20 protein-coding genes are annotated in these 25113 nt (G+C 70.7%); 11 read left to right on the forward strand and 9 right to left on the reverse strand.

Features of this window, described 5'->3' with window-relative positions; all coding sequences use genetic code 11:
- Positions 1-123 precede the first annotated feature (123 nt).
- The 3 genes from J8J14_RS25765 to J8J14_RS25635 form a co-directional block, all read right to left on the reverse strand.
- Positions 124-309, reverse strand: coding sequence for an NYN domain-containing protein (locus J8J14_RS25765; protein ID WP_408896189.1), 186 nt, complete (start codon positions 307-309; stop codon positions 124-126).
- A 345-nt stretch (positions 310-654) separates the two neighbouring features.
- Positions 655-1851, reverse strand: a complete 1197-nt coding sequence (locus tag J8J14_RS16740) for a Zn-dependent hydrolase (RefSeq protein ID WP_245215880.1) — start codon at positions 1849-1851, stop codon at positions 655-657.
- Positions 1852-1938: 87 nt separating this feature from the next.
- Positions 1939-3057 (reverse strand): calcium-binding protein, encoded by a 1119-nt coding sequence (locus J8J14_RS25635; RefSeq protein ID WP_209380692.1) that lies wholly within the window; start codon positions 3055-3057, stop codon positions 1939-1941.
- A gap of 162 nt (positions 3058-3219) precedes the next feature.
- Between J8J14_RS25635 and queA the strand changes: the two genes are divergently transcribed.
- From queA to queG, 4 genes are read left to right on the forward strand one after another with little or no spacing between them, the layout of a single operon-like run.
- A complete protein-coding gene (queA, locus tag J8J14_RS16750; protein ID WP_209380693.1) occupies positions 3220-4305 on the forward strand; it encodes a tRNA preQ1(34) S-adenosylmethionine ribosyltransferase-isomerase QueA in 1086 nt (361 codons plus the stop codon).
- Positions 4302-5453, forward strand: coding sequence for a tRNA guanosine(34) transglycosylase Tgt (gene tgt, locus J8J14_RS16755; protein WP_209380694.1), 1152 nt, complete (start codon positions 4302-4304; stop codon positions 5451-5453). Before queA ends, tgt begins: the two co-directional genes overlap by 4 nt.
- Positions 5450-5911, forward strand: a complete 462-nt coding sequence (gene queF, locus J8J14_RS16760) for a preQ(1) synthase (RefSeq protein WP_209380695.1) — start codon at positions 5450-5452, stop codon at positions 5909-5911. Before tgt ends, queF begins: the two co-directional genes overlap by 4 nt.
- The gene (gene queG, locus J8J14_RS16765) at positions 5908-6963 is read left to right on the forward strand and encodes a tRNA epoxyqueuosine(34) reductase QueG (RefSeq protein WP_209380696.1); all 1056 of its coding nucleotides are present in this window, start codon (positions 5908-5910) and stop codon (positions 6961-6963) included. Before queF ends, queG begins: the two co-directional genes overlap by 4 nt.
- A 19-nt stretch (positions 6964-6982) precedes the next feature.
- Here the strand turns inward: queG and J8J14_RS16770 are convergent, their stop codons facing one another.
- Both J8J14_RS16770 and J8J14_RS16775 read right to left on the reverse strand, forming a co-directional pair.
- A complete protein-coding gene (locus J8J14_RS16770) occupies positions 6983-8218 on the reverse strand; it encodes a tetratricopeptide repeat protein (protein WP_209380697.1) in 1236 nt (411 codons plus the stop codon).
- Positions 8219-8353: 135 nt separating this feature from the next.
- Positions 8354-9079, reverse strand: a complete 726-nt coding sequence (locus tag J8J14_RS16775; RefSeq protein WP_209380786.1) for a GntR family transcriptional regulator — start codon at positions 9077-9079, stop codon at positions 8354-8356.
- An 859-nt stretch (positions 9080-9938) separates the two neighbouring features.
- Between J8J14_RS16775 and J8J14_RS25090 the strand changes: the two genes are divergently transcribed.
- The 3 genes from J8J14_RS25090 to J8J14_RS16790 all read left to right on the forward strand — a co-directional run bounded on the left by J8J14_RS25090 (position 9939) and on the right by J8J14_RS16790 (position 13350).
- Positions 9939-10631: a transglycosylase SLT domain-containing protein gene (locus J8J14_RS25090; protein WP_342452475.1), complete on the forward strand. Its 693-nt coding sequence runs from the start codon at positions 9939-9941 to the stop codon at positions 10629-10631.
- A 71-nt stretch (positions 10632-10702) separates the two neighbouring features.
- Positions 10703-11743 (forward strand): ligase-associated DNA damage response exonuclease, encoded by a 1041-nt coding sequence (locus J8J14_RS16785; protein ID WP_245215881.1) that lies wholly within the window; start codon positions 10703-10705, stop codon positions 11741-11743.
- The gene (locus J8J14_RS16790) at positions 11740-13350 is read left to right on the forward strand and encodes a cisplatin damage response ATP-dependent DNA ligase (RefSeq protein WP_209380700.1); all 1611 of its coding nucleotides are present in this window, start codon (positions 11740-11742) and stop codon (positions 13348-13350) included. Before J8J14_RS16785 ends, J8J14_RS16790 begins: the two co-directional genes overlap by 4 nt.
- Before the next feature lie 57 nt (positions 13351-13407).
- Here the strand turns inward: J8J14_RS16790 and J8J14_RS16795 are convergent, their stop codons facing one another.
- Both J8J14_RS16795 and J8J14_RS16800 read right to left on the reverse strand, forming a co-directional pair.
- The gene (locus J8J14_RS16795; RefSeq protein ID WP_209380701.1) at positions 13408-14574 is read right to left on the reverse strand and encodes an aminotransferase; all 1167 of its coding nucleotides are present in this window, start codon (positions 14572-14574) and stop codon (positions 13408-13410) included.
- Positions 14575-14679: 105 nt separating this feature from the next.
- The gene (locus J8J14_RS16800) at positions 14680-15771 is read right to left on the reverse strand and encodes an alpha-hydroxy acid oxidase (protein WP_209380702.1); all 1092 of its coding nucleotides are present in this window, start codon (positions 15769-15771) and stop codon (positions 14680-14682) included.
- Between the two features lie 106 nt (positions 15772-15877).
- Here J8J14_RS16800 and J8J14_RS16805 point away from each other — a divergent pair, with 106 nt between their 5' ends.
- From J8J14_RS16805 to J8J14_RS16815, 3 genes are all read left to right on the forward strand, one after another.
- Positions 15878-18364 (forward strand): heavy metal translocating P-type ATPase, encoded by a 2487-nt coding sequence (locus J8J14_RS16805; RefSeq protein WP_245215882.1) that lies wholly within the window; start codon positions 15878-15880, stop codon positions 18362-18364.
- Positions 18361-18783 carry a Cu(I)-responsive transcriptional regulator gene (cueR, locus tag J8J14_RS16810; RefSeq protein WP_209380703.1) on the forward strand — a complete coding sequence of 141 codons (423 nt, stop codon included), beginning with the start codon at positions 18361-18363 and terminating at the stop codon, positions 18781-18783. The genes J8J14_RS16805 and cueR overlap by 4 nt, the downstream gene beginning before the upstream one ends.
- Before the next feature lie 170 nt (positions 18784-18953).
- Positions 18954-20927, forward strand: coding sequence for a hybrid sensor histidine kinase/response regulator (locus tag J8J14_RS16815; protein ID WP_209380704.1), 1974 nt, complete (start codon positions 18954-18956; stop codon positions 20925-20927).
- Positions 20928-21004: 77 nt separating this feature from the next.
- Here J8J14_RS16815 and J8J14_RS16820 read toward each other — a convergent pair whose 3' ends face one another.
- Both J8J14_RS16820 and J8J14_RS16825 read right to left on the reverse strand, forming a co-directional pair.
- Positions 21005-22345: an NAD(P)/FAD-dependent oxidoreductase gene (locus J8J14_RS16820; RefSeq protein WP_245215883.1), complete on the reverse strand. Its 1341-nt coding sequence runs from the start codon at positions 22343-22345 to the stop codon at positions 21005-21007.
- A 30-nt stretch (positions 22346-22375) separates the two neighbouring features.
- Positions 22376-23362, reverse strand: a complete 987-nt coding sequence (locus J8J14_RS16825) for a Gfo/Idh/MocA family protein (RefSeq protein WP_209380705.1) — start codon at positions 23360-23362, stop codon at positions 22376-22378.
- 133 nt (positions 23363-23495) lie between these two features.
- Between J8J14_RS16825 and secD the strand changes: the two genes are divergently transcribed.
- Positions 23496-25100, forward strand: coding sequence for a protein translocase subunit SecD (secD, locus tag J8J14_RS16830; protein WP_209380706.1), 1605 nt, complete (start codon positions 23496-23498; stop codon positions 25098-25100).
- The last annotated feature ends 13 nt before the right edge of the window (positions 25101-25113 follow it).

Below are 25113 nucleotides of genomic sequence, written 5' to 3' on the forward strand. Positions count from 1 at the left end.
GGATCACCGCGGCGAAGCGGGTCGGCAGGCAGAGCATGGCGGCGTCTCTTGGCGGGGACGCATCCACCCTAGCCGGTCAGCCCGCTCCGCCGCCTCTCCTCAGCTCAAATGGCCAAAGTCGAGCTAAGTAGACAGCACTTCGGACCAACTCTTGAGTCGGGTTCCCGAAAAGTCCCCGTAGATCCGACGCACACTGGCCTCTCCAATAGCAGCTATTTCTTCAAACAAACCTGCTGCTATGCGATGCGAGGAATTTTCTGCGTCGATGAGGACGGCCAGTTTCAGCGAGCGTTCGTATTCGTTTGGCATCCTAGCAGTATGAACAGCGCGGTTGCCTTGTCATCTCCGAAAGCAGGGGGAGCAGCGGTGCATATCTGCATCTGGTAGGCTCTTGTTCCTTAGCGGATCGTCAGCTTTCGGCCAGGTCTGCCATCAGGCGCGGAGCCAGACAGCTCGCGTTTGCGGCCGCTCGCGAGGCTGGAACGGACATCCAGTCCTACGCCTTCTACCAGCCCGCTGCGCCCCGACCTGCGGTAGCTCTCCCCACTAGTGGAGCGATACTTCCGGCTGAACGATGTGAATTCGGTGGACGCTGCTGCCTCATAGCCGACCCTCGCTGGCCGGGGCATCGCCGCCCCGGCCGCGAGCCCCGCCTCAGGCCCCCAGGATGCGCCGCGCGCCCTCGGCCAGCACGCGCATGCCCAGCGCCAGGTCCTCGTCGCTGGTGTCCTCGGTCCAGTGATGGCTGATGCCGTTGATCGAGGGCACGAAGAGCATCGCCGCCGGCATCACCCGCGCGAGGTACTGGGCGTCATGCCCGGCGCCAGAGGGCATGCGCTGCCACCGGCCCGGCGCCAGCGCCTCGGCGGCATCCGCCAGCGCGTCCTGCAGCCCGGGGTCGCTCACTGCCGGGGTGGAGAGGGACATGGCCTCCAGCGCCACCTTGCAGCGCTCCCGCCGGTTGCTCTCGGCCACGCAGCGCCGCAGCACCACTTCCAGCCGCCGCAGCACGTCAATGTCCACGTCCCGGTACTGGAACAGGATCTCGGCCCTGCCGGGAATGATGGAGGGCGCGCCGGGGCTCAGCTCGATCCGGCCGGCGGTCCACACCGTGCGCTCGGCGCAGTGCCGCGGGAATTCCTCGTCGATCATCGCCAGCAGCCGCACCGCCGCCATGCCCGCATCGCGCCGCTCGGCCATGGTGGTGGTGCCGGCGTGGTTCTGCTGGCCCTCGATGGTGATCTTCCACTGCCAGATGGCGACGATGCCCGTCACCACGCCGATGCCGAGCCCCTGGCCCTCCAGCTGGCGTCCCTGCTCGATATGCATCTCCAGGAAGGCCTTGTAGCGGTCGCGCTCCACCTGCAGGCGCGGCTTGGCTTCCAGCCCGGCCTCGCGCAGCGCCTCGCGCAGCGGCTTGCCGTGGTACTTGTTGGCCAGCCCGTCGATCTCGGATTCCTCGAGGATGCCGGTGAAGGAACGGCTGCCGATGAAGCTGCCGTAATGCCCTTCCTCGTCGGAGAACACCGCCACGTCCACCGGCAGGCCTGACGCCGCGAGGTGCAGGGCGGCCACGCAGCCCAGCGCGCCGTCCAGCCACCCCGCCTCGTTCTGGCTTTCCAGATGGCTGCCCGCCAGCAGATGCGGCCCCGGCTTCGGATTGCGCCCGAGGATGTTGCCGATGCCGTCGATCTCGGCTTCCAGCCCTTCCTCGCGCAGGCGGTCCATGAACCAGCGCCGCGCCTCCATGTCCTGCGGGGAGAAGGTCGGGCGGTGCACGCCGGTCTTGAACGCGCCGAACCTCCGCAGCTCGTGCAGATCCGCCAGGAACCGGTCCGTGTTCACCTGCATGCGCGCCATCCCATCCTCAGCAATGCGCGCCCAGGTGTAATGCGCTTCGCCCGGGCGCGGAATCGCCGGGGCGCAGATTTCCGCCCCTCAGCCCAGCCAGTCGGACGCCGTCGGCGCCACGCCATCCACCAGCACCTCCACCACCTCAAAGCCCGAGGCGGCGATGCCGAGGCGATCGTCCCGGTACACCGCGTCCTCGCCATGGCCCTGGGCCACCCATCGCGCCAGGGAAGTGATGGCCGCGCGGTTCGCCGCCTCCCCCCAGGAGCCGGAATCGATCTCCAGCCGCAGCGTGTCACGCCCCGCCCCGCCCAGCAGGATGTCGGGCGCCACCAGCCTTTCCGCGAAGGCATGGATCACCAGGTCGTCCCCATCCCCGCCCAGCACCCGGTCCAGCCCCGCGCCGCCGGCCAGGATGTCGTCGCCCGCCCCGCCCATCAGCAGGTCCTGCCCGGCACCGCCGAAGATCAGGTCGGCGCCCTCGCCCCCATCCGCGGTGTCGTCGCCATCGCCCAGGAGGATCATGTCGTCCCCTGCGCCGCCCAGCACGGAGTCATCGCCCCCGCCGGATGAGATCAGGTCAGCGCCATCGCCGCCCAGGATGGTATCCCGCCCGCCGCCGCTGCCGATCAGGTCCAGCCCCGCCCCGCCTTCGATCCGGTTGTCGCCCGGCCCGGCCTGGATGAGGTCGTTGCCATCCCCGCCGAGGATCGTGTCGTTCCCTGCGCCGGCGGTGATGTCGTCCCGCCCACCACCGCCGGAGAGGAGGTCATCGCCCCCACCGCCCAGGATCGTGTCGTCCGCGTCTCCGCCCGTCAGCACCTCCCCTGCCGCCCCGCCCCGCAGGAACAGGGGCCGTGGCGGGGTGGGCGGCGCGGGCTGGGGTGCCGGTTCCGGGACTGGCGCCGGAGGGGCGGGAAGCGGTGGTTCCTCCCGCGGAGCCGGCTCCACTGGCGGGGGCGGAGCGGGATCCGGGCGGGGCTGGGCCGGGCTCTCTTCCGCCTGTGTCACCACCGCCGGGGCGAGGGCCACGGGGGGCGGAAGTTCCGGCATCTCCTCCCGACCGGGCAGGGGTGGAGGCCAGCCAGCCAGGCCCGGCCATGGCGGCAGGAGCCCGCCGGACCAGTCGAAGGCCATGGCTTCCGCATGCAGCGCGTCGAGAGCGCCATCGCTGTCACCGGTTCGGAGGGAAGGACGGTTCCGCACGAATCGTTCACCAATCGTCAACGATCTCTTTTCTGAGACGATCCCCGCGCCTCTTCAACCTTCATCTTCATTAACCATTTTGATGTTGTCGTGACCGGCCACGCTTGCCCCACGGCCCCGGAAGGGCTACCGGCCCCCGCCCCCCGAAACAGCCCGAACACCTTGCCCCGCCCCCTCTCGACCAACGACTTCGCCTTCGACCTGCCCGAGGCGCTGATCGCCCAGACACCCGCCCGCCCGCGCGATTCCGCGCGCCTCCTCCGCATCGCGGAGGAACGGCAGGACCTGACCATCCGCGCCCTGCCGGACCTGCTCCGCCCCGGGGACCTGATGGTGGTGAACGACACCCGGGTGATCCCCGCCCGCCTGCGCGCCCGGCGCGGGGAGGCGAAGGTGGAGATCATGCTGAACCGCCAGGAAACGGACGGCACCTGGCACGCCCTGGTCCGCAATGCCCGCAAGCTGCGCGCGGGGGACATCCTTGCCGTCGAAGGCGCGCCGGAACTCGCGCCGCGCGTGGTGGAAAATCCCGAAGGCGGGACCGTCCGCCTCGATTTCGGACCGGACCAGGCGGCCCTTGCCGCCGCGTTGGAGAAGGCGGGCGAAATCCCCCTCCCCCCCTATATCGCCCGCCCCGAAGGCCCCAGGCCGGAGGACCGCGAGGATTACCAGCCCATCTTCGCCCGCATCCCCGGCGCGGTCGCGGCGCCCACGGCCAGCCTCCACTTCACCCCGGAGCTGCTGGCGGCGCTCGATGCCCGCGGCGTCGCCCGCACCACCCTTACCCTGCATGTCGGCGCCGGCACCTTCCTGCCGCTGCGCGGCGAGGACCCGCGCGCCCAGCGCCTCCACGCCGAATGGGGCGAGGTGACGGAGGAAGCGGCGCAGGCCATCAACGAGACGCGCGCGCGCGGCGGCCGCGTCGTCGCCATCGGGACCACCGCGCTCCGCCTCCTGGAAACCGCGACGGGCAGCGACAACATCACCCGTCCCTTCCGGGACCTGACCGACATCTTCCTGCTGCCCGGCCACCGCTTCCACGGGGCCGACCTCCTCCTCACCAACTTCCACCTGCCGAGAAGCACCCTCTTCATGCTCGTCTGCGCCTTCGGCGGCACCGACCGGATGCGCGCGGCCTATGCCCACGCCGTCGCGGCCGGCTACCGCTTCTACTCCTATGGCGATGCCTGCCTGATCGACCGCAACGACGTAGAGGCTGCGCCGGACGACGCAGAGGCGGCGGCATGAGCGCGCGCTCCTTCACCCTCCAGGCGCGGGACGGCACCGCGCGCGCCGGCACGCTGCACACGGCGCATGGGGAGGTTCAGACGCCGGTCTTCATGCCGGTCGGCACCGCCGGCACGGTGAAGGCGATGACCGCCGATGCCGTGCGCTCCACCGGCGCGCGCATGATCCTCGGCAATACCTATCACCTCATGCTCCGCCCGGGCGCCGAGCGCGTCGGCCGCCTCGGCGGGCTGCACAGGCTGATGGATTGGGACGGCCCGATCCTGACCGATTCCGGTGGCTTCCAGGTCATGTCCCTGGCGGGCCTGCGGAAGATGGATGCCGATGGCGTCACCTTCCAGAGCCATATCGACGGCTCGAAGCACCGCCTGACGCCGGAGCGCAGCATCGAGATCCAGCATCTGCTCGATGCCGACGTGACCATGTGCTTCGACGAGTGCACGCCCTTCCCGGCGACGCATGAGGACGCGGCGAAGAGCATGCGCCTTTCGATGAAATGGGCCGCCCGCTCCCGCGAGGCCTTCCGCCCGCGGGACGGCTACGGCCTGTTCGGCATCCAGCAGGGCAGCACCTTCGAGGATCTGCGCGCCGAAAGCGCGAAGGCCCTGACGGAGATCGGCTTCGAGGGCTACGCCATCGGCGGCCTGGCGGTGGGCGAGGGCCAGGCGGAGATGTTCCGCACCCTCGACTTCTCCCTGCCCATGCTGCCGCAGGACAAGCCGCGCTATCTGATGGGCGTCGGCACGCCGTCCGACATCATCGGCGCCGTCGCGCGCGGCGTGGACATGTTCGACTGCGTGATCCCCACGCGGTCCGGCCGCACCGGCCGCGCCTATACCAGCCGCGGCGTGCTGAACATGCGCAACGCGCGCCACGCTGACGATGCGTCCACGTTGGATCCGGAATGCGATTGCCCCGCCTGCACCCGGCACTCGCGCGCCTATGTCCAGCACCTCATCCGCGCCGAGGAGATGCTCGGCCCGATGCTGCTGACCTGGCACAACATCCGCTACTACCAGACCCTCACGGCGCGGCTCCGCACCGCCATCCTGGAGGGTCGCTTCGAGGCCGAGGCCGCCGCGATCATGGCGAAGTGGGAAAACACCCCGCCGCCCGAGCCGCCCTCGCCGGAGGAGACGACATCATGAGCCACGACCTATCCGGCCTGACCATGCTCGGCCGCAGCACTTCCCAGCCCGACAGCCCGGAAGAGGCGGTGCTGGAGCGCGTGCCTAACCCGCACCCCGGCACGCATTACGTTGCCCGCTTCACCGCGCCCGAATTCACCAGCCTCTGCCCCATCACGGCGCAGCCGGACTTCGCGCATCTGGTGATCGACTATATCCCCGGCGACTGGCTGGTGGAGAGCAAGAGCCTCAAACTCTACCTCACCTCCTTCCGCAACCATGGCGCCTTCCACGAGGCCTGCACCATCGACATCGCGAAGCGCCTCGTGGATTTGCTGGAACCTGCCTGGCTCCGCATCGGCGGCTACTGGTACCCGCGCGGGGGAATCCCGATCGACGTCTTCTGGCAGACCGGCGCCCCGCCCGCCGGGGCCTGGATCCCCGAGCAGGGCGTCCCGCCCTATCGCGGCCGCGGATGACGGAAGAGGCGCGCGCCGCTATCCGCGACGAAGCCCTGCGCCTGGGCTTCGATGCGGTGGGTTTCGCGCGCGCCGATCTCGGCCCGGAGGTGCGCGAGCGCCTCGCGGACTTCCTGGCCCAGGGCTATCACGGCGAGATGGGCTGGATGGAAACCCGCGCGGAACAGCGCGCCCATCCCCAGGCCCTCTGGCCCGAAGCCCTGTCCGTCATCTCCCTCGGCCTCTCCTACGCGCCGGAGGACGATCCGCTCTCCTATCTGGACATGCCGGATCGCGGCACGATCAGCGTCTATGCCCGCCATCGCGACTACCACGATCTCGTCAAATCCCGCCTGAAGGCGCTGGCACGCTGGATGGTCGCGCGTTTCGAAAGCCCGGGCGTGAAGGTGTTCGTGGATACGGCCCCCGTCTCGGAAAAGCCTCTCGCGCAGCAGGCCGGGCTGGGTTGGCAGGGCAAGCACACCAACCTCGTCTCGCGCACGCATGGCTCCTGGCTCTTCCTCGGGGAGGTTTACACAACCCTCGCGCTTGAGCCTGACGCGCCCCATGCCGACCGCTGCGGCTCCTGCACCCGCTGCCAGGTCGCCTGCCCCACCGACGCATTCCCGGCGCCCTACCGGCTCGACCCGCGCCGTTGCGTCTCCTACCTGACCATCGAGCATCGCGGCCCCATCCCGGAGGAGCTGCGCCCGCGCCTGGGCAACCGCATCTATGGCTGCGACGATTGCCTCGCCGTCTGTCCGTGGAACCGCTTCGCGACACCGACGAGCATTCCTGGCCTGATCGCGCGGGAAGACCTCGTGGCGCCGCGCCTCGCCGAGCTGGCGATGCTGGACGATGCCGCCTTCCGCGCCCGCTTCTCCGGTTCTCCCATCAAGCGCATCGGGCGCAATCGCTTCGTGCGGAACGTGCTCAACGCCATCGGCAATTCAGGCGACGCCTCGCTCCTGCCCATCGCGTTGCAACTCCGCGATGACGAGGACGCGGTGGTGGCCGACAGCGCCCGCTGGGCCGCTGCGCGGCTGGGCGCCTCTACACCACAATCCGCCTGAGCGGGACCGCAGGGCGGCCCTAGGCGTCCTCCTCCTCGGCTTCGTCGCCTGTGTTCGCTTCGGCGATTTCCAGGGCCAGGGCGGCCGCGCCGCCCTCCTTGCTCCCGGCGCTGCGGAGAAGGCGCTCCGCACGCTTGCGGAGATCCGCGCCGGCACCCAGCTCCTCCGCCTCAGCAAGTAGTCGCCGCGCGGCCTCCGTATCGCCCAGCACCGCCTTTGCCTCCGCCATCCCTGCCAGAGCTGCGGCGCGATCCCGCGCATGCAGCAGCGCCGCCTCGTATTCGGCCAGTGCCCTGGCGGGCTGCCCCGCTAGCATCAGCAGCCGCGCGCGATGCAGGCGGTACTTGGCGTTGCGCGGCTTCGCCATGCAGGCTGCCTCGGCCGCCGCGAGCCCTTCCTCCCGCGCCCCGCCCCGGAAGAGCGGCACGCTCGCCAGGAAGGCCACGCTCGGATCCGCGGGCGCCAGGGCCCGGGCGCGCCGCGCTGCAGCCAAGCCAAGCGCCGGCCGCCGGTCTGCCGCGTTGCGGGCCAGCCGCGCCCACCACAGCGGGATCCGGCGCCGCCGGGCGCGGAAGCGCATCCGCACCCCCACATCCGGTCGGCCACGGACGATGCCCAGGACCCAGAACTTCAACTCGCTGCCCTGCTGCAGCAGCAGCCCCGTCGGATGGCCCGACAAGGGCATGACGAGAGGCTGCGGATTGGCGGAATGCGCCAGGAGCGCCTCCGCATGCAGCCGGTCTCCCCTGAGCAACGGGTCATAGGCCAGATGCAGTTCCGCCTCGGGGCGAATCAGGTTCGCCATGTTATCGCGGCAGAACCCGGCGCCCTTGCGGATGCGCGCCGCCCAGGTCTGATAGCGGCGGTCCCATGGCGCCTTTCGCTCATCCACCGAGAATTGCGGCGAGATGGCGATGATCGCATCGGCGCCGAGCGCCGAGCTGGCCGCTGCGGCCGCATAGCCGCCCATGCTGGATCCATAGGTGACGACCCGCCGGAACCGGGCCGCCACCGGCCGGATCGCCTCCAGCGCAGCATCGCATTCTTCCGTCTGGAACCAGTGGCTCCATGCCGCCGTGAACACCACGGCGGAAATGCCCTGTGCGGCCAGGAAGCGGGCACCGAAGCCCTCCCCGTCCAGCGAAAGCCTTGGGCTGGACGGCGGAAAGGTAACGACCAGGGTTCCATCATCCCCCGGGCGCGTGAGATCGACGACGCGAATATCGTCACCGTCGAACAGGCGCTCGCCCGTCATCCTGGACCCACTCTCCCCCGCGCTTCGCATTGATCTGGATTCGAGAGGCTGCATCGGTCAGGCGAGCCACCCAACCGTCACAATATATCACGGATCAACAAAGGGAACCGCCCATGCGGAGGGCGGTGGCGAGGCTCAGGCGATTTCCACCGCGTACCGATGGGAGCGCGTGTCCAGCCGCGAAACGCGCAGCTCCACCGGGCGCCCTGCCGCGTCGAAGGTCACGCGCTCGATCAACAGCAGCGGCGTTCCCACGGCGCAGCCCAGCACCGCCGAATCCGCCTCGGACGCTGCCGTGGCCGACAGATTCTCCTCGGCCTGCACGACGATGATCCCATGCGCGTTGCGGTAATGCACATAGATCTCCGTCGCCAGCTGCGCCGGGGCGAGCGGAAGCGAAAGGCCGGGGAAGAGCGCGGCCGGGACGATGATCTGCTCGGCGATGCGCGGCTCTCCCTCGAACACCCGGCTCCGCTCGATCCGGTGCACGGTTTCGCCCGGCTGCAGCCGCAGCTTCGCGCCCTCCTCCTCCGTCGCGGGTCCGGTGGCCACGCCGGTGATGAGCGTCTCCGGCTCCACCGGCATTCCTGCCAGGTTCCGCACCCGGAAGAACTGCCCCAGCGCCTGTTCGCTCGTCTGCTGGGTGACGTAGGTGCCGCGCCCCTGCCGGCGCTCGATCAGGTGGCGCTGCTCCAGCCGTGCCAGTGCGCGCCGCAGCGTGCCGGCGGAAACGCCCAGCTCGGCCGCAAGCTCCGGCTCGGCCGGCAGCGCCTGGCCCGACTTCCAGTCGCCCGAGACGATCCGGGCATTCAGGATGGCCTCGACCTGCACATAGAGGGGCCGGGCATCGGGGCGACGCATCTCGTTCACGGGACGCTTCTGCATTGGTGGAAGGCGCCGATCCTACCATCCCGCAACGCAACAGGGCGAGGCCCATCCAACACCGCAGGGCCCAGGCCGGACTAGATCACGCCTCCGCGAGCGATAGGGCTCGTTCAAATTGCGTCTTGTGTCTTATATAAGACCATGCGAGAAAAACCGTGCCGCCGTCAAAGACGGGCCGGGTTTGGGGAAGGAAACGAGGAGACGGCGCTGAGCCGCGGGGTTCCAGAGGCGCAATGTACGCCACGGACCCGGGGCTCGGCGTCGTTAACCTTTTCCGGTCACACCTCCCCCGTCTTCCCCCTGAAATCAGCAACTTCGCCGCAGGCCGCATGAAGGCCGCGGCGAATCGTTGCTGCGCGCCGTTTCCAACCTTTCCTTTCGCCCTCGCTGCCAAGGAGGCGCGGCTGCCCCCCGCGCTGCCTGCGAGGGCGCTTGGCCAAAAGGGCCACGACTCCGTTTTTACTGTATTCGTAAGTACTCATCAGCCCCGACGGACGCCAACATAAGTCCAAACTTCATGGTGGATACTTACAGGCCACCACACGGCGAAACATCCCTCCCCGATTGTGGCGAGAGCGGGGCGGAAACCTTCGTTTCGTTCTGGCGTTTTTACCCGCGCGACCAATCCCGCGGCGTTTTGGGTTGCGCTGAGCTGCGCCTTGCTGGTAGCGCTTCCTGCATGACGTCCGCGCCCCGACTGTCGGCCCCCCCGGGCCGACTGCCCAACGCGGCGTTCCCGTGCGCGAAGCCGCGGAGCGCCCCTCCGACCCGAGCCGGGAGCCCGACCCGACGACGCCAGAACAGCGTCGCCCGGGCCGCGCTCGCCTCGACCATCGTGATCAGCCTCGGCTCCCTTGCCGCCGGTTGTGCTACGGCGGACGAGCCCCATCTCGCCTCCCAGCCCACACCCCCGCCGGCCGACCTGCCGCGGCACATCCAGACCGTCTCGCTCGTCTCGCCCAGCACCACCATCCGCGCGCGCCCGGCCGTCCTGCGCCGGACGGATCTCGACAGCCCCCGCGCTGCCTGCCTCGACGCCGTGCGCCAGGCCGAGCTCGCCCACAACATCCCTGAAGGGCTGATGGTCGCCATCTCCCTCGCGGAATCGGGCCTGCACGCCCATGCGATGAATATCGGCGGCCGCGCCTACTATCCCGACACGATCGACGAGGCCCGCCGGATCTACCGCGGCGCCCCGTCTGGCGCCTACGTCATGGCCGGCTGCGTGCAGGTGAACGCCCGGGTCCATGCCCGCAGCTCCGACTGGCCGCTGGATCCCTGGCGGTCGGCCGATTGGGGCGCCAGCTATCTGCGCCAGCACTTCGACACCTATGGCAACTGGGTGGATGCCATCCGGCGCTGGAACGGTGCGGGCAACAACAAGCTCGCCTGCCGCGTCCAGGCAAAGCTGCAGGTGACCAACCCGGACAGCGACGTGCTGGACGGCGTGAGCTGCGGCGGGACCTCCATCGCGCGGGAGCGCCGCAACGGCGCCGCCCTGCTCGAGATTGCCGAGGCCGCGGAGTGATCCGCGCCGCTTGAAGCGGGGGCAGGAGGCCCAATCTAACCTCGCCCATGCCCCCGCATCCCGAAACCTGGATGAAGGTCACGCCCCTCGGCCTCTATTGCGAGCCGGGGGGTTTCCATGTGGACCCCACCCGCGCGGTGGATCGCGCCGTCATCAGCCACGGCCATGCGGACCACGCCCGCCCCGGTCACGCCGCCGTTCTCGCCACGCCCGAAACGCTGGCCATCATGCGCGCCCGTTTCGGCGAGGATCGCGCCGGCGACACACAGCAGCCGCTGCGCTACGGCGAATCCGTCACCATCAACGGCGTCCGCCTCACCCTCCATCCCGCGGGCCATGTCCTCGGCTCCGCCCAGGTGGCGCTGGAATGGCAGGGCAGCCGCATCGTGGTCTCGGGCGACTACAAGCGCCGCCGCGACCCGACCTGCGCGGGCTTCGTGCCGGTCGAATGCGATGTCTTCGTTACCGAGGCGACCTTCGCCCTCCCCGTCTTCCGGCACCCGCCGGATTCGCATGAGATCCGCCGCCTGCTCGACAGCGTCGCGCTCTTTCCCGAACGCGCCCATGTCGTCGGCGCCTATGCGCTGGGGAAGACGCAGCGCATCATCGCCCTGCTGCGCGAAGCTGGCTGGGATCGCCCCATCCATCTCCACGGCGCCGTGGAAAAGCTCTGCACGTTGTATGAATCGCTCGGCGTCCCGCTCGGCGCGCTTCTTCCGGTGCCGAAGGGCCTGAAGCGCGGGCACCCGCCCATTCTCGCCGGGGAAATCGTGATCGCCCCGCCATCCGCCGAGGCCACACCCTGGGCCCGCCGCCTGGCCGATCCGGTCACCTGTGCCGCCTCGGGCTGGATGACCGTGCGCCAGCGCGCCAAGCTGCGCGCCGTGGAGCTTCCCCTCATCATCTCCGACCACGCCGACTGGGACGAGCTGCTGCAGACGATCGACGATGTCCGCGCACCGGAGGTCTGGGTCACCCATGGCCGCGACGACGCCCTGGTCCATGCGCTGTCCCTGAAAGGAATCCGTGGGCGGGCCCTGCACCTCGTCGGGCGGGAGGACGAGGAGGACGAGGGCGCGCCCGAAGCCCTCGGCGAAGAGACCACCCCGTGAGCGTCCAGGCCTTCGCCGACCTGTTGGAGCGCCTTGTCTTCACGCCCGGCCGCAACGCCAAGATCGCACTCATCCGCCGCTGGTTCGCCGACCAGCCCGACCCGGACCGCGGCGTTGGCCTCGCGGCACTGACCGGCGAGCTTGCCTTCACCGCCGCCAAGCCGAGCATCATCCGCGACCTCGTCGCCAGCCGGGTCGATCCGACGCTCCTCGCGCTCTCGCATGACTATGTCGGCGACCTCGCCGAAACGGTCGCCCTGATCTGGCCCGAATGCCACGGTGTGAACACCCCGCCGCCCTCGCTGTCCGAAGTGGTCGAAGGCCTTGAACTCGCCTCCCGCGCCGAGGTGCCGGCGCTGATGGAGGGCTGGCTCGATACCCTCGACGCCGGCGGCCGCCTCGCCCTCATCAAGCTGGTCACGGGTGGTTTGCGCGTCGGCGCCTCCGCGCGCCTGGCGAAGACCGCGCTGGCCGAATGGTCCCGCCAGGAGATCGGCGAGATCGAGGAAGTCTGGCACGCCGTCGTGCCACCCTATCTTCCCCTCTTCCGCTGGCTGGAAGGCAAGGGCCCGCGCCCCGATGCCGCCGGCGCACCTGTCTTCCGCCCGCTCATGCTCGCCCACCCGCTGGAGGCCGAGGCTGACATCGTCGCCATCGAGCACGCCCCCGCCGAATGGCGTGCCGAGTGGAAGTGGGACGGCATCCGCGTCCAGCTGACCGGCGCGCCTGGCGGCAGGCGCCTCTGGTCCCGCACGGGTGAGGACATCTCCGGCGCCTTCCCCGAGATCGCGGACGCCATGGATTTCCACGGCGTGCTGGATGGCGAACTCCTCGTCATCCGCGACGGTGCCGTGGCGCCCTTCTCCGATCTCCAGCAGCGCCTGAATCGCAAGGTCATCGGCCCCAAGCTGATGCGCGACTATCCCGTCGCCGTCCGCCTCTACGACCTGCTGCTGGATGGCGAGGAGGATCTCCGCTCCCTTCCCTTCACCACCCGCCGTGCCCGGCTGGAGGCCTGGTTCGCGCGCCACGCCCCGGCGCGCATGGATGTTTCCGAACTCATCCCTTTCGAGAAGCTGGAGCACCTGTCCGCGCTGCGGGACAGCGCGCGCGAGGCCTCGATCGAAGGGCTGATGATCAAGCGCGCCGACAGTGCCTATGTGCCGGGGCGTGTCAAAGGCCTTTGGTGGAAATGGAAGCGCGCCCCGCTCAGCGTCGATGCCGTGCTGATGTATGCGCAGCGCGGCCATGGCAAGCGTAGCTCCTACTACAGCGACTACACCTTCGGGCTTTGGCGCACGAACGAGGATGGCACGCGCGAGCTTGTGCCGGTCGGCAAGGCCTATTCCGGCTTCACCGACCAGGAACTCATCTTCCTGGACCGCTGGGTGCGAAACCACACCACGGCCCGCTTCGGCCCGGTGCGGGAGGTCGAGAAATCCTTCGTGCTGGAGGTTATCTTCGACGCCGCGCAGCTTTCCTCCCGCCATCGCTCCGGCGTTGCCATGCGCTTCCCCCGCATCGCTCGGCTTCGCCAGGACAAGCCCGCCGAAGAGGCGGACAGGCTCGAGACCCTAATGGCGATGGTGGAGAACAGGCCCGGATGAAAGCGGGTGGCGCCTTCCGGGCCGTCTTCGCTAGATGCGGGCGTTCCGCGCGCTGAGCTAGGGCGTCGCGTCCCGCAGCCGCTCCTCCATCGCCGCGATCCCGGCCAGGTCCAGATTCGCGAAGGCGATGCGCAGATGCGCCTCCTCCCCCGCGAAGGCCGGTCCCGGCAGGCACATCGCCCCGTGCCGGTCCACCAGCGCCTTCACCACCTCCCGCGCGCTGCGCCCCACCAAGGGATGCCGCACATAGGCGAAATAGGCGCCGCAGGCCTCCAGCCTCCATCCCGGCAGGCGCGAGAAGACGGCGCGCACCGCCTCCACCCGCTCCCCCATCTCCGCACGTTTTCCCGCGCGCCATTCATCCAGATTCGGCAGCCCCCAGGTCAGCGCCGCCTGCCCCACCCGCCCCGCGCAGATCTGCACGGAATCCACCACCTTCCCGACCTCCGGCATCGCCGCGGCCGGCGCGCCCAGCGCACCCAGCCGGTAGCCCGGCACTGCGAAGGATTTGGAAAAACTGTAGAGCTGCACGAGGTTTTCCGGCCATTCATCCCCGGCCAGCAGGTCATGCGCCCGCGCCTGCCCGGGCGGCAGGAAGTCGCGATAGGTTTCGTCCAGCACCAGCCAAATGCCGCGCTCCCGGCACAGCGCGTGGAAGCGCGCGATCACCTCGGGCGGGTAGATCGCGCCCGTCGGGTTGTTCGGCGTCACCAGCACGATCGCCCGCACGCGGCCATCGATCAGCGCCGCCGCATCCTCCACATCCGGCACGAAGCGCTGCTGCGCGCGGCAAGGCAGCGCGCGCGCCTCGATACCGAGCATGTTCAGGGTCATCTGGTGGTTGAAGTACCAGGGCGTGGGCAGCATCACCGCATCGCCCCGCTGCGCCAGCGCCATCATCGCGATGAAGAAGGCCATGTTGCAGCCGGCGGTGATCGCCACCTCCGCCGCATCGCGCCGCCCGCCATAAACGGCCGACAGATGCGCCGCATAGGCCTCGCGCAATGCCGCATCGCCCATGATCGGCCCATAGCCCGCCATGCGCGGATCCCCTGCCGCCTCCGCCAGCCGCGCTAGCATCCCGGGCGCCGGCGCATGGGCGGGCACCGCCTGGCACAGGTTCAGCAGCGGTCCCGCCGCACCGTCATAGGCGGCGCCCCAGCCCTGGATCTCCGGGATCGGCGGGCTGCCCGTGTCGAGAAGGAGCGGATTGATCGGCGGCATCGGCGGGTCCTGCTGGGCGCGGCATCACGCGTCCTGCCGCCCGGCCGCAGCCTTGTCCAGCCGCAGGAGGGCGCGGGATGGCCAGGCCAGCGGCGCCGGCGGGCCCTAGCCGCGCCGCCAGATCACCTCTTCCCCGATCGCCTCCAGCGTCGGGCACCCTGTCTGCACCATCGCCACTTCCAGTTCGGTCCGCAGCAGCTTCAGCACATGCGCCACACCCATGGCGCCGGCCACAGTGAGGCCGTGCAGCACTGGCCGCCCCACCAGCACGGCCTTCGCACCCAGCGCCAGTGCCTTCAGCACATCCGTCCCGCGCCGGATGCCGCCATCCAGCAGCACCGGCACCCGCCCCGCCACCTCCCGCGCGATGGCGGGCAGCACCTCGATCGTGGCCGGCTGGGTGTCCAGCACCCGCCCCCCATGGTTGGAAACCACGATGCCATCCACCCCCGCGGCCACTGCCCGCGCGGCATCGCCGGATGTCATGATCCCCTTCAGCAGCACGGGAAGACGCGTTGCCCCGCGCAGCGCCGCGATATCGTCCCAGCTGGCCGCCCTGGCCACGGCGCCGAAGATATCGCTCTCCCCGGCGACCGGAACCGGTGGGCGGGCGCCGCGCAGGTTCACCGCCTCCACCCCCGGCGGAAGCTGGAAACCGGCCCGCTGCTCCCGGTTCCGCAGGCTTACCGGCGCATCCACCGTCACCACCAGCGCCGCATAGCCCGCCGCCTCCGCCCGCCGTGCCAGGGCAAGGGTGAAGTCGCGATCCGGCTGGACATAGAGCTGGAACCAGGGCGCCTGCCGGGCCTGCGCCGCCACTGCCTCCAGTGGCAGGCTCGCCTGCGCGCTGACCACCATGCCGGACCGCGTGGCCGAGGCGCCGAGCATGGTCGCCACCTCGCCATCCTGGTGCAGCAGGCGGTGGAAGGCCGTGGGCGCCACCATCACGGGGTGCTCGAAATCCTGCCCCAGCAGCCGCAGCCTGGTATGGGCGCCGCCCATCGGCACCAGCACGCGGGAGTTCAGCCGCAGCCGCTCGAACGCGGCCCGGTTCTCCCGTTGCGTCAGCTCATCCCCCGCCCCGCCGCCCACATAGGCCCAGGCATTCTCCCCCATGCGCTCGCGCGCGGGCTGCTCGTAATCCGGCACGCAGACGATGCCGGCCGGGATGGGATCGAAACCGGGGGATGCGGACATGCGCCCGGATTAGGCCGGAACCCTGGCCGCGCAAACAGGCCGCCCGTGCCCCTTGACCTTCCCATGATGGGAATCCCCATCTGACCGGCAGCGAAGGAGACCGGCCATGTCCGCTGCCACCGCCACTCGCCTCTCCCTGCCTGTCGAGGGCATGCATTGCGCCGGCTGCGCCGGGAAGGTGGAGCGCGCCCTTGCCGCCCTGCCGAATGTCACGGCCGCCGCCGTGAACCTTGCCACGCGCCGCGCGACGGTGGAGGGCGAGGCCCTGAATCCCACCGCCCTGCGGGACGCCATCGCCCGGGCCGGCTTCGCCTCCCCCACCGAAACCACCGAGCTGGCGGTGGAGGGCATGAACTGCGCCGCCTGCACCGGCCGGGTGGAGCGTGCCCTCGCCGCCCTGCCCGGCGTGGAGGAAGCGGTGGTGAACCTCGCCACCCGCCGCGCCACCATCCGCCACGCCCCCGGCACCCCCGACCGCCAGGCGATCGAGGAGGCCATCCGCGCCGCCGGCTACCAACCCGCCCCCGAGGCGGCGCCCGAGCCCGCGCCGCGGGACCATGCCGGCGCCGCCGCGTCCGATCCGGCGCATGCCCGCCACGCCGCGCCCCCGGAGGCGGGAGAGGAAGCGGGCCTGCGCCGCGACACCCTGCTTGCCCTCGCCCTCGCCGCCCCGCTCTTTCTCATCGAAATGGGCGGCCATCTCCTGCCCGCCCTGCACCACGCCACCGCCGGAACCACCTGGAACTTGGTCCAGCTCGCCCTGGCCACTGCCGTCATCCTGGGGCCCGGCCGCCGCTTCCACGCCATCGGCTGGCCCGCGCTCTTCCGCGGCGCACCGGAGATGAACAGCCTCGTCGCCCTCGGCACCGCCGCCGCCTGGGCCTATTCCGCCGCCGTCACCCTTGCCCCCGGCCTCGTGCCGGAGGAACAGCGCCATGTGTATTTCGAGGCGGCGGCCGTCATCACCGCCCTCGTCCTGCTCGGCCGCTGGCTTGAAGCGCGCTCGCGCGGCCGCGCCTCGGCCGCCATCCGCCGCCTGCTGGACCTCCAGCCTGCCACGGCCCGGGTGGAGCGCGACGGGGTGGAGCAGGAGATCCCCGCCACCCGCCTCCGCGCCGGCGACATCCTCCGCCTCCGCCCCGGCGAGCGCATCCCGACCGATGCGGAGATCATCGAGGGCGAGAGCCATCTCGATGAATCCATGGTCACCGGCGAATCCCTGCCCGTGCATCGCGGCCCCGGGGAGAGGGTCATCGGCGGCACGGTGAACGGCCCGGGCGCGCTGCGGCTGCGCGCCACCGCCGTCGGCTCGGCCACCGTCCTCGCGCGCATCACCCGGCTGGTGGAGGAAGCCCAGGGCGGCAAGCTCCCGATCCAGGCGCTGGCCGACAAGGTCACACGGTACTTCGTTCCCGCCGTCATGGCGGTGGCCGCCCTCACCTTCGCCGGCTGGCTCCTGGCGGGCGGCGGGATCGCGCATGCCCTGGTGGCGGCCGTCGCCGTGCTCATCATCGCCTGCCCCTGCGCTATGGGCCTCGCCACCCCCGTCGCGGTGATGGTGGGCACGGGCCGTGGCGCCGAGCTCGGTGTCCTCTTCCGCCGTGGTGCCGCCCTTCAGGCCCTGCAGGATGTCTCCACCATCGCCATGGACAAGACCGGCACGCTGACGGAAGGCCGCCCGGCGCTGACCGACCTCATCCCCGCGCCGGGATTCGATGAGGCCAGCCTTCTCCCCCTCATCGCCGCCGCGGAATCCGCCAGCGAGCATCCGGTGGCCGAAGCCATCCGCGCCGCCGCCAGGGACCGCGACCTCCCTATCCCCCGTGCCATGGCGACCCAGGCCATCCCTGGCATGGGGCTGCGCGCGGGGGTCGAGGGCCGGCGGGTGGAAGTCGGCGCGGACCGCTTCATGGAATCCCTGGGGATCGATATCGCGCCCTTCGCCGAACGGGCCGCGCGCCTCGGCGATGCCGACCGCAGCCCGATCTACGCCGCAATTGACGGCCGTCTCGCGGCCATCCTCGCCGTGGCCGATCCCATCCGCCCCAGCACCGCGCCCGCCCTCCAGGCCCTGCGCGGCATGGGCCTCGACCTCGCCATGGTCAGCGGTGACAACCGCCGCACCGCCACCGCCATCGCCCGCCAGCTCGGCATCGGGAAGCTGGAAGCCGAGGTGCTGCCCGAGGGCAAGGTGGAGGCCATCCGCCAGCTGCGCGGCGCCGGGAAGCTCGCCTTCGTCGGCGACGGCATCAACGACGCCCCGGCGCTTGCCGCCGCCGATACCGGCATCGCCATCGGCACGGGCACGGATGTCGCGATCGAAAGCGCCGATGTGGTGCTGATGTCGGGCGATCCCCGCGGCATCCCCACCGCCATCGCCCTCAGCCGCGCCACGCTGCGCAACATCCGCCAGAACCTCTTCTGGGCCTTCGCCTACAATGTCGTGCTCATCCCCGTCGCCATCGCCGGCCTGCTCTCCCCGGTGCTCGCGGCGGCCGCCATGGGGCTGTCCAGCGTCTTCGTCGTCGGCAATGCGCTGCGCCTGCGCCGCTTCCGCGCGCCGGAGATGGCCGCCACGGAGAAGCCGGCATGAGGATCGGCGAAGCCGCCCAGGCCTCCGGCGTCTCGGCGAAGATGATCCGCCACTACGAGGCCATCGGCCTTCTTCCGGCCGCCGCGCGGTCCGAGTCGAATTACCGCGACTACACCGAGGCGGAGATCCACACCCTCCGCTTCATCCGCCGCGCCCGCGACCTCGGCTTCGCCCTGCACGAGATCGCCAGCCTCCTGGCTCTCTGGGGAGACCGCCAGCGCGCGAGCGCCGAGGTGAAGCGGCTGGCCCTGGCCCATGTCGAGGCGCTGGAGGCGAAGGCGCGCGACCTTTCCGCCATGGCGGCCACGCTGCGCCACCTCGCGGCCCATTGCCACGGCGATGCCCGGCCGGACTGCCCGATCCTCGATGAGCTGGCGGGCCCCGGCGAAGCCCCCGGCGCAGGGCGAAACAGCTTGTAATGGCCCTTCGCCCGGGTTTGTGAAGGGCCGACCGCTTGAGACGGGCGGAGGATGCTGAGACACCACGGGACGGGCTGCAGAGTACCGGCCGCGCAGGCCGGTGCCGCCCGCATCACAGCTGACCGGATCCTCGGAATGCCACGCGCGCGAACGGACGAACGCCCAGCAGCATGAACGGATCCAAGGAGCTCTCCCGCACCGCCCCCGCCAGGCAGACCATCTCCCCGGCGGCGGCCGCCGAACTTCTGGTCCAGGCCGCCGTGGACTACGCCATCTACATGCTCGACGCCGAGGGCCATGTCGTCAGCTGGAATCCCGGCGCCGAGCGCATCAAGGGCTACGCGGCCGAGGAGATCATCGGCTCCCATTTCTCCTGCTTCTACACCGCCGAGGACCGCGAGGCCGGCATCCCCGCCCAGGCCCTCCGCAGCGCGAGAGAGGCCGGCCGCTTCACCGCCGAGGCCTGGCGCCTGCGCAAGGACGGCACCCGGTTCTGGGCGATGGTGGTGATCGATCCCATCCGCCAGAACGGCAAGCTCATCGGCTTCGCGAAGATCACCCGCGACATGACCGAGCAGCGCATGATGCAGCTGGCCGCCATGGAGAGCGAGCGGCGCTTCCGCCTGCTCGTGCAGGGGGTGGTGGACTACGCCATCTTCATGCTCAGCCCCGAGGGCTATGTCACCAACTGGAACGCGGGCGCGGAGCGCATCAAGGGCTATTCCGCCGGCGAGATCACCGGCCAGCATTTCTCCCGCTTCTACACGCCCGAGGACGTGGCCACGCGCCTGCCCTGGCGCGCCCTGGAAACGGCGCGCAGGGATGGCCGCTACGAGGCCGAGGGATGGCGGCTGCGCAAGGACGGCGCCCGCTTCTGGGCCAGCGTCGTCATCGATGCCGTCCGCGACGAGGCGGGCAGCATCATCGGCTTCGCCAAGGTCACGCGCGACCTGACCGAGCGGCGCGAGGCGCAGCTCAAGCTTGAAGAAGCCCGCCAGCAGCTCTTCCAGGCGCAGAAGATGGAGGCGCTGGGCCACCTTACCGGCGGCCTGGCGCATGACTTCAACAATCTCCTCACCGGCATGCTCGGCAGCCTGGAGATGATGCGCACCCGCATCGCCCAGGGCCGCCTCAAGGATCTCGACCGCTACCTCTCCGCCGCCAATGGCGCCGCCAGCCGCGCCGCCGCGCTTACCCACCGGCTCCTCGCCTTCGCGCGCCGGCAGACGCTGGACCCCAAGCCCACCGATGCGAACCGCCTTGTCACGGACATGGAGGATCTCATCCGGCGCACGGTCGGCCCGGCGGTTGTGATCGAAACCAAGCTGGAGCCCCGGCCCTGGACGGTGCTCTGCGATCCCAACCAGCTCGAAAGCGCGATCCTCAACCTCTGCATCAATGCGCGCGACGCCATGCCGGATGGCGGCCGCATCACCATCGAGACTCGCCACGAGGCCATTACCGAAGCCCCGGCATCGGCGCCCGATCTCCGGCCCGGCGACTACTTGGGCATCCTCATCACCGACACCGGCACCGGCATGCGGCCCGAGGTGCTGGAGCGCGCCTTCGACCCGTTCTTCACCACCAAGCCGATTGGCCAGGGAACCGGCCTCGGCCTCTCGATGGTCTATGGCTTTGCCCGGCAGTCCGGCGGCACGGTCCGGATCCGATCCACGCCGGGCGAGGGCGCCACGATCCATCTCAGCCTTCCCCGCCACAGCGGCCCGGCCGAGGCCGAGGAAGACCCGCGCCCCTCCCCGGGCGCCAGCCATGCCGGCGCGGGGGAGACGGTCCTCGTGGTCGATGACGAGGGGACGATCCGCATGCTCCTGACCGAGCTGCTGCAGGAGATGGGCTACACCACCGTCGAGGCCGCCGACGGTCCCTCTGGCCTGCGCATCCTGCAATCGGACATCCGGGTCGATTTGCTCATCACCGATGTCGGCCTGCCCGGCAGCATGAACGGGCGCCAGCTCGCCGATGCCGCCCGCCAGACCCGCCCGGAGATGAAGGTTCTCTTCATCACCGGCTATGCGGAGACGGCCACCCTCGGCGAGGGGCGGATGGAGCCGGGCATGCACCTGCTCACCAAGCCCTTCGCCATGGAGGCCGTCGCCGAGAGGCTCCGCACCATCCTGGCCTGACCGGCGGACAACGACCGGCCCGGGCGGGCACCGCCCGCCCCGGCGGGCAACGCCCGCCCCAGTGGGCGAAGCCCGCTTCAGATCATCCCGGGCTCCTGGATCGGCGATCCATCCACCAGCCGCTCCAGCCGGAAGGGCCGGGGGTCCACGACCGGGTTCGTCCCCAGGATCAGGTCCGCCGCCAGCCGCCCCGCCCCGGGCCCGATGCCGAAGCCATGCCCGCTATAGCCGGTGGAGAGGAACAGCCCGGGCAGCGCGTCGATCGGGGCGATCACCGGCACCGCATCCGGGGTGGAATCGATCCACCCGCCCCAGGTCGCCTCCGCCTTCGTGCCGGCCAGGGCCGGCCAGGATTTGGCAAGCTGCTCCAGCCCCGGCTCCTCCACGCCCCTGCTCGGCGCGGGGTCCAGCACGCGCATGTCCTCCGCCTCGTAGGGCGCCGGCCCGTCGAAGGACCATTTGCCCGCCAGCGCGTCCGGCCCCCGGAAGAAGGAGGCGCCCACGCCGAAGCTCACGCTATTCCAGCGGCTCACCAGGGTTGGCCAGAACTTGCGGGCATGGCGGATCCCGCCCGGCGTCACCTCGATCCGCCCGCGATTCCTCGCGGCCACGATGTAGCCGCCATTCCCACGCCGGCTGATCGTGATGTCGGGCGTGTAGATCCCGCCCTTCGTCACCTCCGGCGCCGGCCTGGTGAGGAAGACGGTGGAGCGCACGCTGGTCTGCGGCAGGTCCACCCCGTGCCGCCGCAGGAACATCGAGGACCAGGCCCCGCCCGCCAGCAGCACGGCATCGGTGCGGATCCGCCCGCGCTCGGTGATCACCCCGGCCACCCGCCCGGCCACCATGTCCAGCCCGCGCACCGCGCAGCGCTGGTGGATGGTCACGCCGAGCTTCTGCGCCGCCTGGGCCAGGGCCGGCACGGCCTTGAACGGCTCCGCCATGCCATCCCGGGGGGAGGAGACGCCGCCGATCCAGGCACCGTCGTTTCCCGGCGTCGCCGCCCGCGCCTCCTCGGCCGTCAGCATCCGGCTGTGCACCTGGTATTGCCGGGCCATGTCCACCCAGGCCTGCCAGCGCGCCATCTCGGACTCGCTGCGGGTCACATAGACCAGCCCGTCGCGCCGGAAGCCGTAATCGCCCCCCGTCTCTGCGGCCAGCCCATCCCAGATCTCCTGGCTGCGCAGCATCAGCGGGATCTCCCGCTCGTCCCGGTTCTGCACGCGGCACCAGCCCCAGTTCCGGCTGGACTGCTCGCCGGCCACCACGCCCTTCTCCAGCAGCGCGACCGAACGCCCCGCCTTCGCCAGGAAATAGGCCGCCGCCACCCCCGCGATCCCGCCGCCGATCACGGCGACATCCACCTGGCCCGGCAGGCCCGGATCATCCTGCACCCGGCTGATGGGCGGCATGGCCATGAATGCGTCTCCGGTCCAGGAATCGCGGGGTCAGCCCGCGGCGGCCGCCTCCAGCGAGGCCCGCACCGCCGCCTCCACGCGCAAGGCGGCATCCAACGCCGCACGGCCGGCCACACCATCCGCCTCCACCGGCGTGCCGTCCAGGCAGGCGGCGGCGAAAGACGCGTGCTCGGCCTCCAGGCTGTCGCTCTCCGCCCAGGTGGCGCGCGAAAGCCCATGGCCGGGAACCTGCTCCAGCGCCTCGCCCTCGCCGCGCCGCACCCAGAACATCTCCCGCTTCAGGTGGTCCAGGTTCAGGTAGCCCGCATCCCCGAAGACCCGCAGCCGGCGCTCCATCTGCAGGGAGACCCGGCTGGCCGTGATCGTCGCCACCGCGCCGTTCCCGAAGCGCAGCCGCGCATTGGCGATGTCGATGGTGGGGGAGACGACGCGGCTTCCCACCGCATCCACCCCCACCAGGGGGCTGCCCGCCAGGGCCAGCGCCAGGTCCAGGTCATGGATCATCAGGTCCAGCACCACCGAGACATCCAGGCTGCGCGGCCGGAAGGGCGCGATGCGGATCGCTTCCATGTAGAGCGGCCGCCCTACCCGCGCCGCCAGCCCGCCATCCACGGCGCCCGGACCGCGCAGCGCCCGCATGCCGCCGGAGAACCGCTCCAGCTGCCCGACCTGCAGCACCACGCCCTTGGCCCGGGCGAGCGAGATCAGGTTGTCCGCCTCATCCAGCGTCGCCGCGATGGGCTTCTCCACCAGCACATGCCTGCCCGCCGAAAGCGCCGCATGGGCCAGACCGTGGTGGAAGGCGGTGGGCGCCGCCACGATCACGGCCTCCGCGCGCTCGATCACCGCCTCGGCCGGAAGGGCGGGGCAGCCTGCCTCCCCCGCCACCAGCGCCGCCCGCTCGGGGTTCGCATCATGTAGCCCGACGAAGTCGAAGCGCGGCCCCCTGGCCGCCTTCAGCGCATGGAAGCGCCCGAAATGCCCCGCCCCCAGGATCCCAAGCCGCAGACGGCGCATATCCGAATTCCCCAAGAAACCCGGCGGCGTGTAGCAAAACCGCGCAAGGGTTGCATCGGGGGGCGCCGGGAAGCATGTTCCGCCCCTGTTTCTCGGGCAATCGCCAGTTCTGACACGGGGGGCCGAACAGGCCATGCTGTATTTCGCGCGGTGGAAGGTCGCCGCGATCCTGGGCGTCATCGCCCTGGGCCTGCTGCTCTGCGTCCCGAATCTCGTCCCACGCTCGGCCTTGCCGAACTGGGCGGCGCGCCAGATCTCCCTCGGCCTCGACCTGCGCGGCGGCTCCTACCTCCTGCTGGAGGTGGACATGAACGCCGTGGTCCGCGAACGGGTCGAGAGCCTGGTCGATGCGACCCGCACCGGGCTCCGCCAAGCCAATATCGGCTACCTGAACCTCACCGGCGACCCGAACAACCGCCGCCTCTCGCTCCGCGTGCGCGACCCCGCCCAGGCCGAGGCCGCCGCCACGAGGCTGCGTGAACTGGCCATCCCCGTTCCCGTGCGCGGCTCCGCAACCGGCGCGACCGAGCCGGACATCACCGTGACCACGGCGCCCGACGGCACCGTGACCGCCACCCTTTCCGACGCCGCGCTCGTGGCCAAGTCGAGCAACGCCGTCGAGCAGTCCATCGAGATTGTGCGCCGCCGCATCGACGAGACGGGCGTGGCCGAGGCCCTGATCGCCCGGCAGGGACAGAACCGCGTCCTTGTCCAGCTTCCCGGCGTCGAGGACCCGAACCGCATCAAGGAACTGCTGGGCCGCACCGCCCGCATGACCTTCCACCTGCTGGACGAGAACGCGAATCCCACTGCCGGCGCCCCGCCCCCGGGCGTCCAGTTCCTTCAGGGCGAGGCCCGGGGCGGGCTTCAGCCCGAGCGCTACGCGGTCCGCCGCCGCGTCGAGGTGGATGGCGCCAACCTCTCCGATGCCCGCGCGGGCCAGGACAGCCGCAACGGCGAATGGGTGGTGAACTTCACCTTCGATTCCGTCGGCACCCGGCGCTTCGCGGAGGTGACGCGCCAGAATGTCGGCCGCCCCTTCGCCATCGTGCTGGACGAAAAGGTCATCACCGCCCCCGTCATCCGCGAGCCCATCATCGGCGGCTCCGGCCAGATCAGCGGCAGCTTCACCGCCCGCACCGCGAATGACGTGGCCGTGCTGCTCCGCGCCGGCGCCCTTCCCGCCCCGCTCACCGTCGTCGAGGAACGCACCGTCGGGCCCGAGCTGGGGGCGGACGCCATCCGCGCCGGCATGCTCGCCCTGGCTGCCGGCACCGCCTTCGTCTTCCTCTATATGGGCTTCGCCTACGGGCTCTTCGGCTGGTTCGCCAACATCGCCCTGGCGGTGAACATCATGCTGATGATCGCCGCGCTCTCCCTGCTGCAGGCCACGCTCACCCTGCCCGGCATCGCCGGCATCGTGCTCACCCTCGGCACCGCGCTGGATGCGAACATCCTCATCAACGAGCGCATCCGCGAGGAGGTGCGCGCGGGCCGGACGCCGATCCAGGCGCTGGAGGCCGGATTCACCAAGGCCTCGGGCACGATCATGGACAGCAACCTGACAAACCTGATCGCCATGGCCTGCCTCTACGCCTTCGGCTCGGGCCCGGTGAAGGGCTTCGCCGTCACGGTTGCCATCGGCACCGTGGTCCAGATGTGGACCGCGACCACCCTCGTCCGCCTGATCGTCTCCTGGTGGTATCGCGCGCGCCGCCCGCGCGAATTGCCGGTCTGAGAGAGAACACGCC

Source organism: Pararoseomonas baculiformis, assembly GCF_017813395.1.
In the GTDB taxonomy this organism is placed as follows: Bacteria; Pseudomonadota; Alphaproteobacteria; order Acetobacterales; family Acetobacteraceae; genus Roseomonas; species Roseomonas baculiformis.

Coding starts and splice junctions, on each gene's coding strand:
- J8J14_RS16820 (WP_245215883.1), bottom strand. CDS start 22,345: ATGGCCATGCCGCCCATCAGCCGGGTGCAGGATGATCCGGGCCTGCCG.
- queF (WP_209380695.1), top strand. CDS start 5,450: ATGAGCCACGACCTATCCGGCCTGACCATGCTCGGCCGCAGCACTTCC.
- tgt (WP_209380694.1), top strand. CDS start 4,302: ATGAGCGCGCGCTCCTTCACCCTCCAGGCGCGGGACGGCACCGCGCGC.
- J8J14_RS16805 (WP_245215882.1), top strand. CDS start 15,878: ATGTCCGCTGCCACCGCCACTCGCCTCTCCCTGCCTGTCGAGGGCATG.
- J8J14_RS16795 (WP_209380701.1), bottom strand. CDS start 14,574: ATGCCGCCGATCAATCCGCTCCTTCTCGACACGGGCAGCCCGCCGATC.
- J8J14_RS16800 (WP_209380702.1), bottom strand. CDS start 15,771: ATGTCCGCATCCCCCGGTTTCGATCCCATCCCGGCCGGCATCGTCTGC.
- J8J14_RS25765 (WP_408896189.1), bottom strand. CDS start 309: ATGCCAAACGAATACGAACGCTCGCTGAAACTGGCCGTCCTCATCGAC.
- J8J14_RS16785 (WP_245215881.1), top strand. CDS start 10,703: ATGAAGGTCACGCCCCTCGGCCTCTATTGCGAGCCGGGGGGTTTCCAT.
- J8J14_RS16770 (WP_209380697.1), bottom strand. CDS start 8,218: ATGACGGGCGAGCGCCTGTTCGACGGTGACGATATTCGCGTCGTCGAT.
- secD (WP_209380706.1), top strand. CDS start 23,496: ATGCTGTATTTCGCGCGGTGGAAGGTCGCCGCGATCCTGGGCGTCATC.
- cueR (WP_209380703.1), top strand. CDS start 18,361: ATGAGGATCGGCGAAGCCGCCCAGGCCTCCGGCGTCTCGGCGAAGATG.
- J8J14_RS16740 (WP_245215880.1), bottom strand. CDS start 1,851: ATGCAGGTGAACACGGACCGGTTCCTGGCGGATCTGCACGAGCTGCGG.
- J8J14_RS16815 (WP_209380704.1), top strand. CDS start 18,954: ATGAACGGATCCAAGGAGCTCTCCCGCACCGCCCCCGCCAGGCAGACC.
- queG (WP_209380696.1), top strand. CDS start 5,908: ATGACGGAAGAGGCGCGCGCCGCTATCCGCGACGAAGCCCTGCGCCTG.
- J8J14_RS16775 (WP_209380786.1), bottom strand. CDS start 9,079: ATGCGTCGCCCCGATGCCCGGCCCCTCTATGTGCAGGTCGAGGCCATC.
- J8J14_RS16825 (WP_209380705.1), bottom strand. CDS start 23,362: ATGCGCCGTCTGCGGCTTGGGATCCTGGGGGCGGGGCATTTCGGGCGC.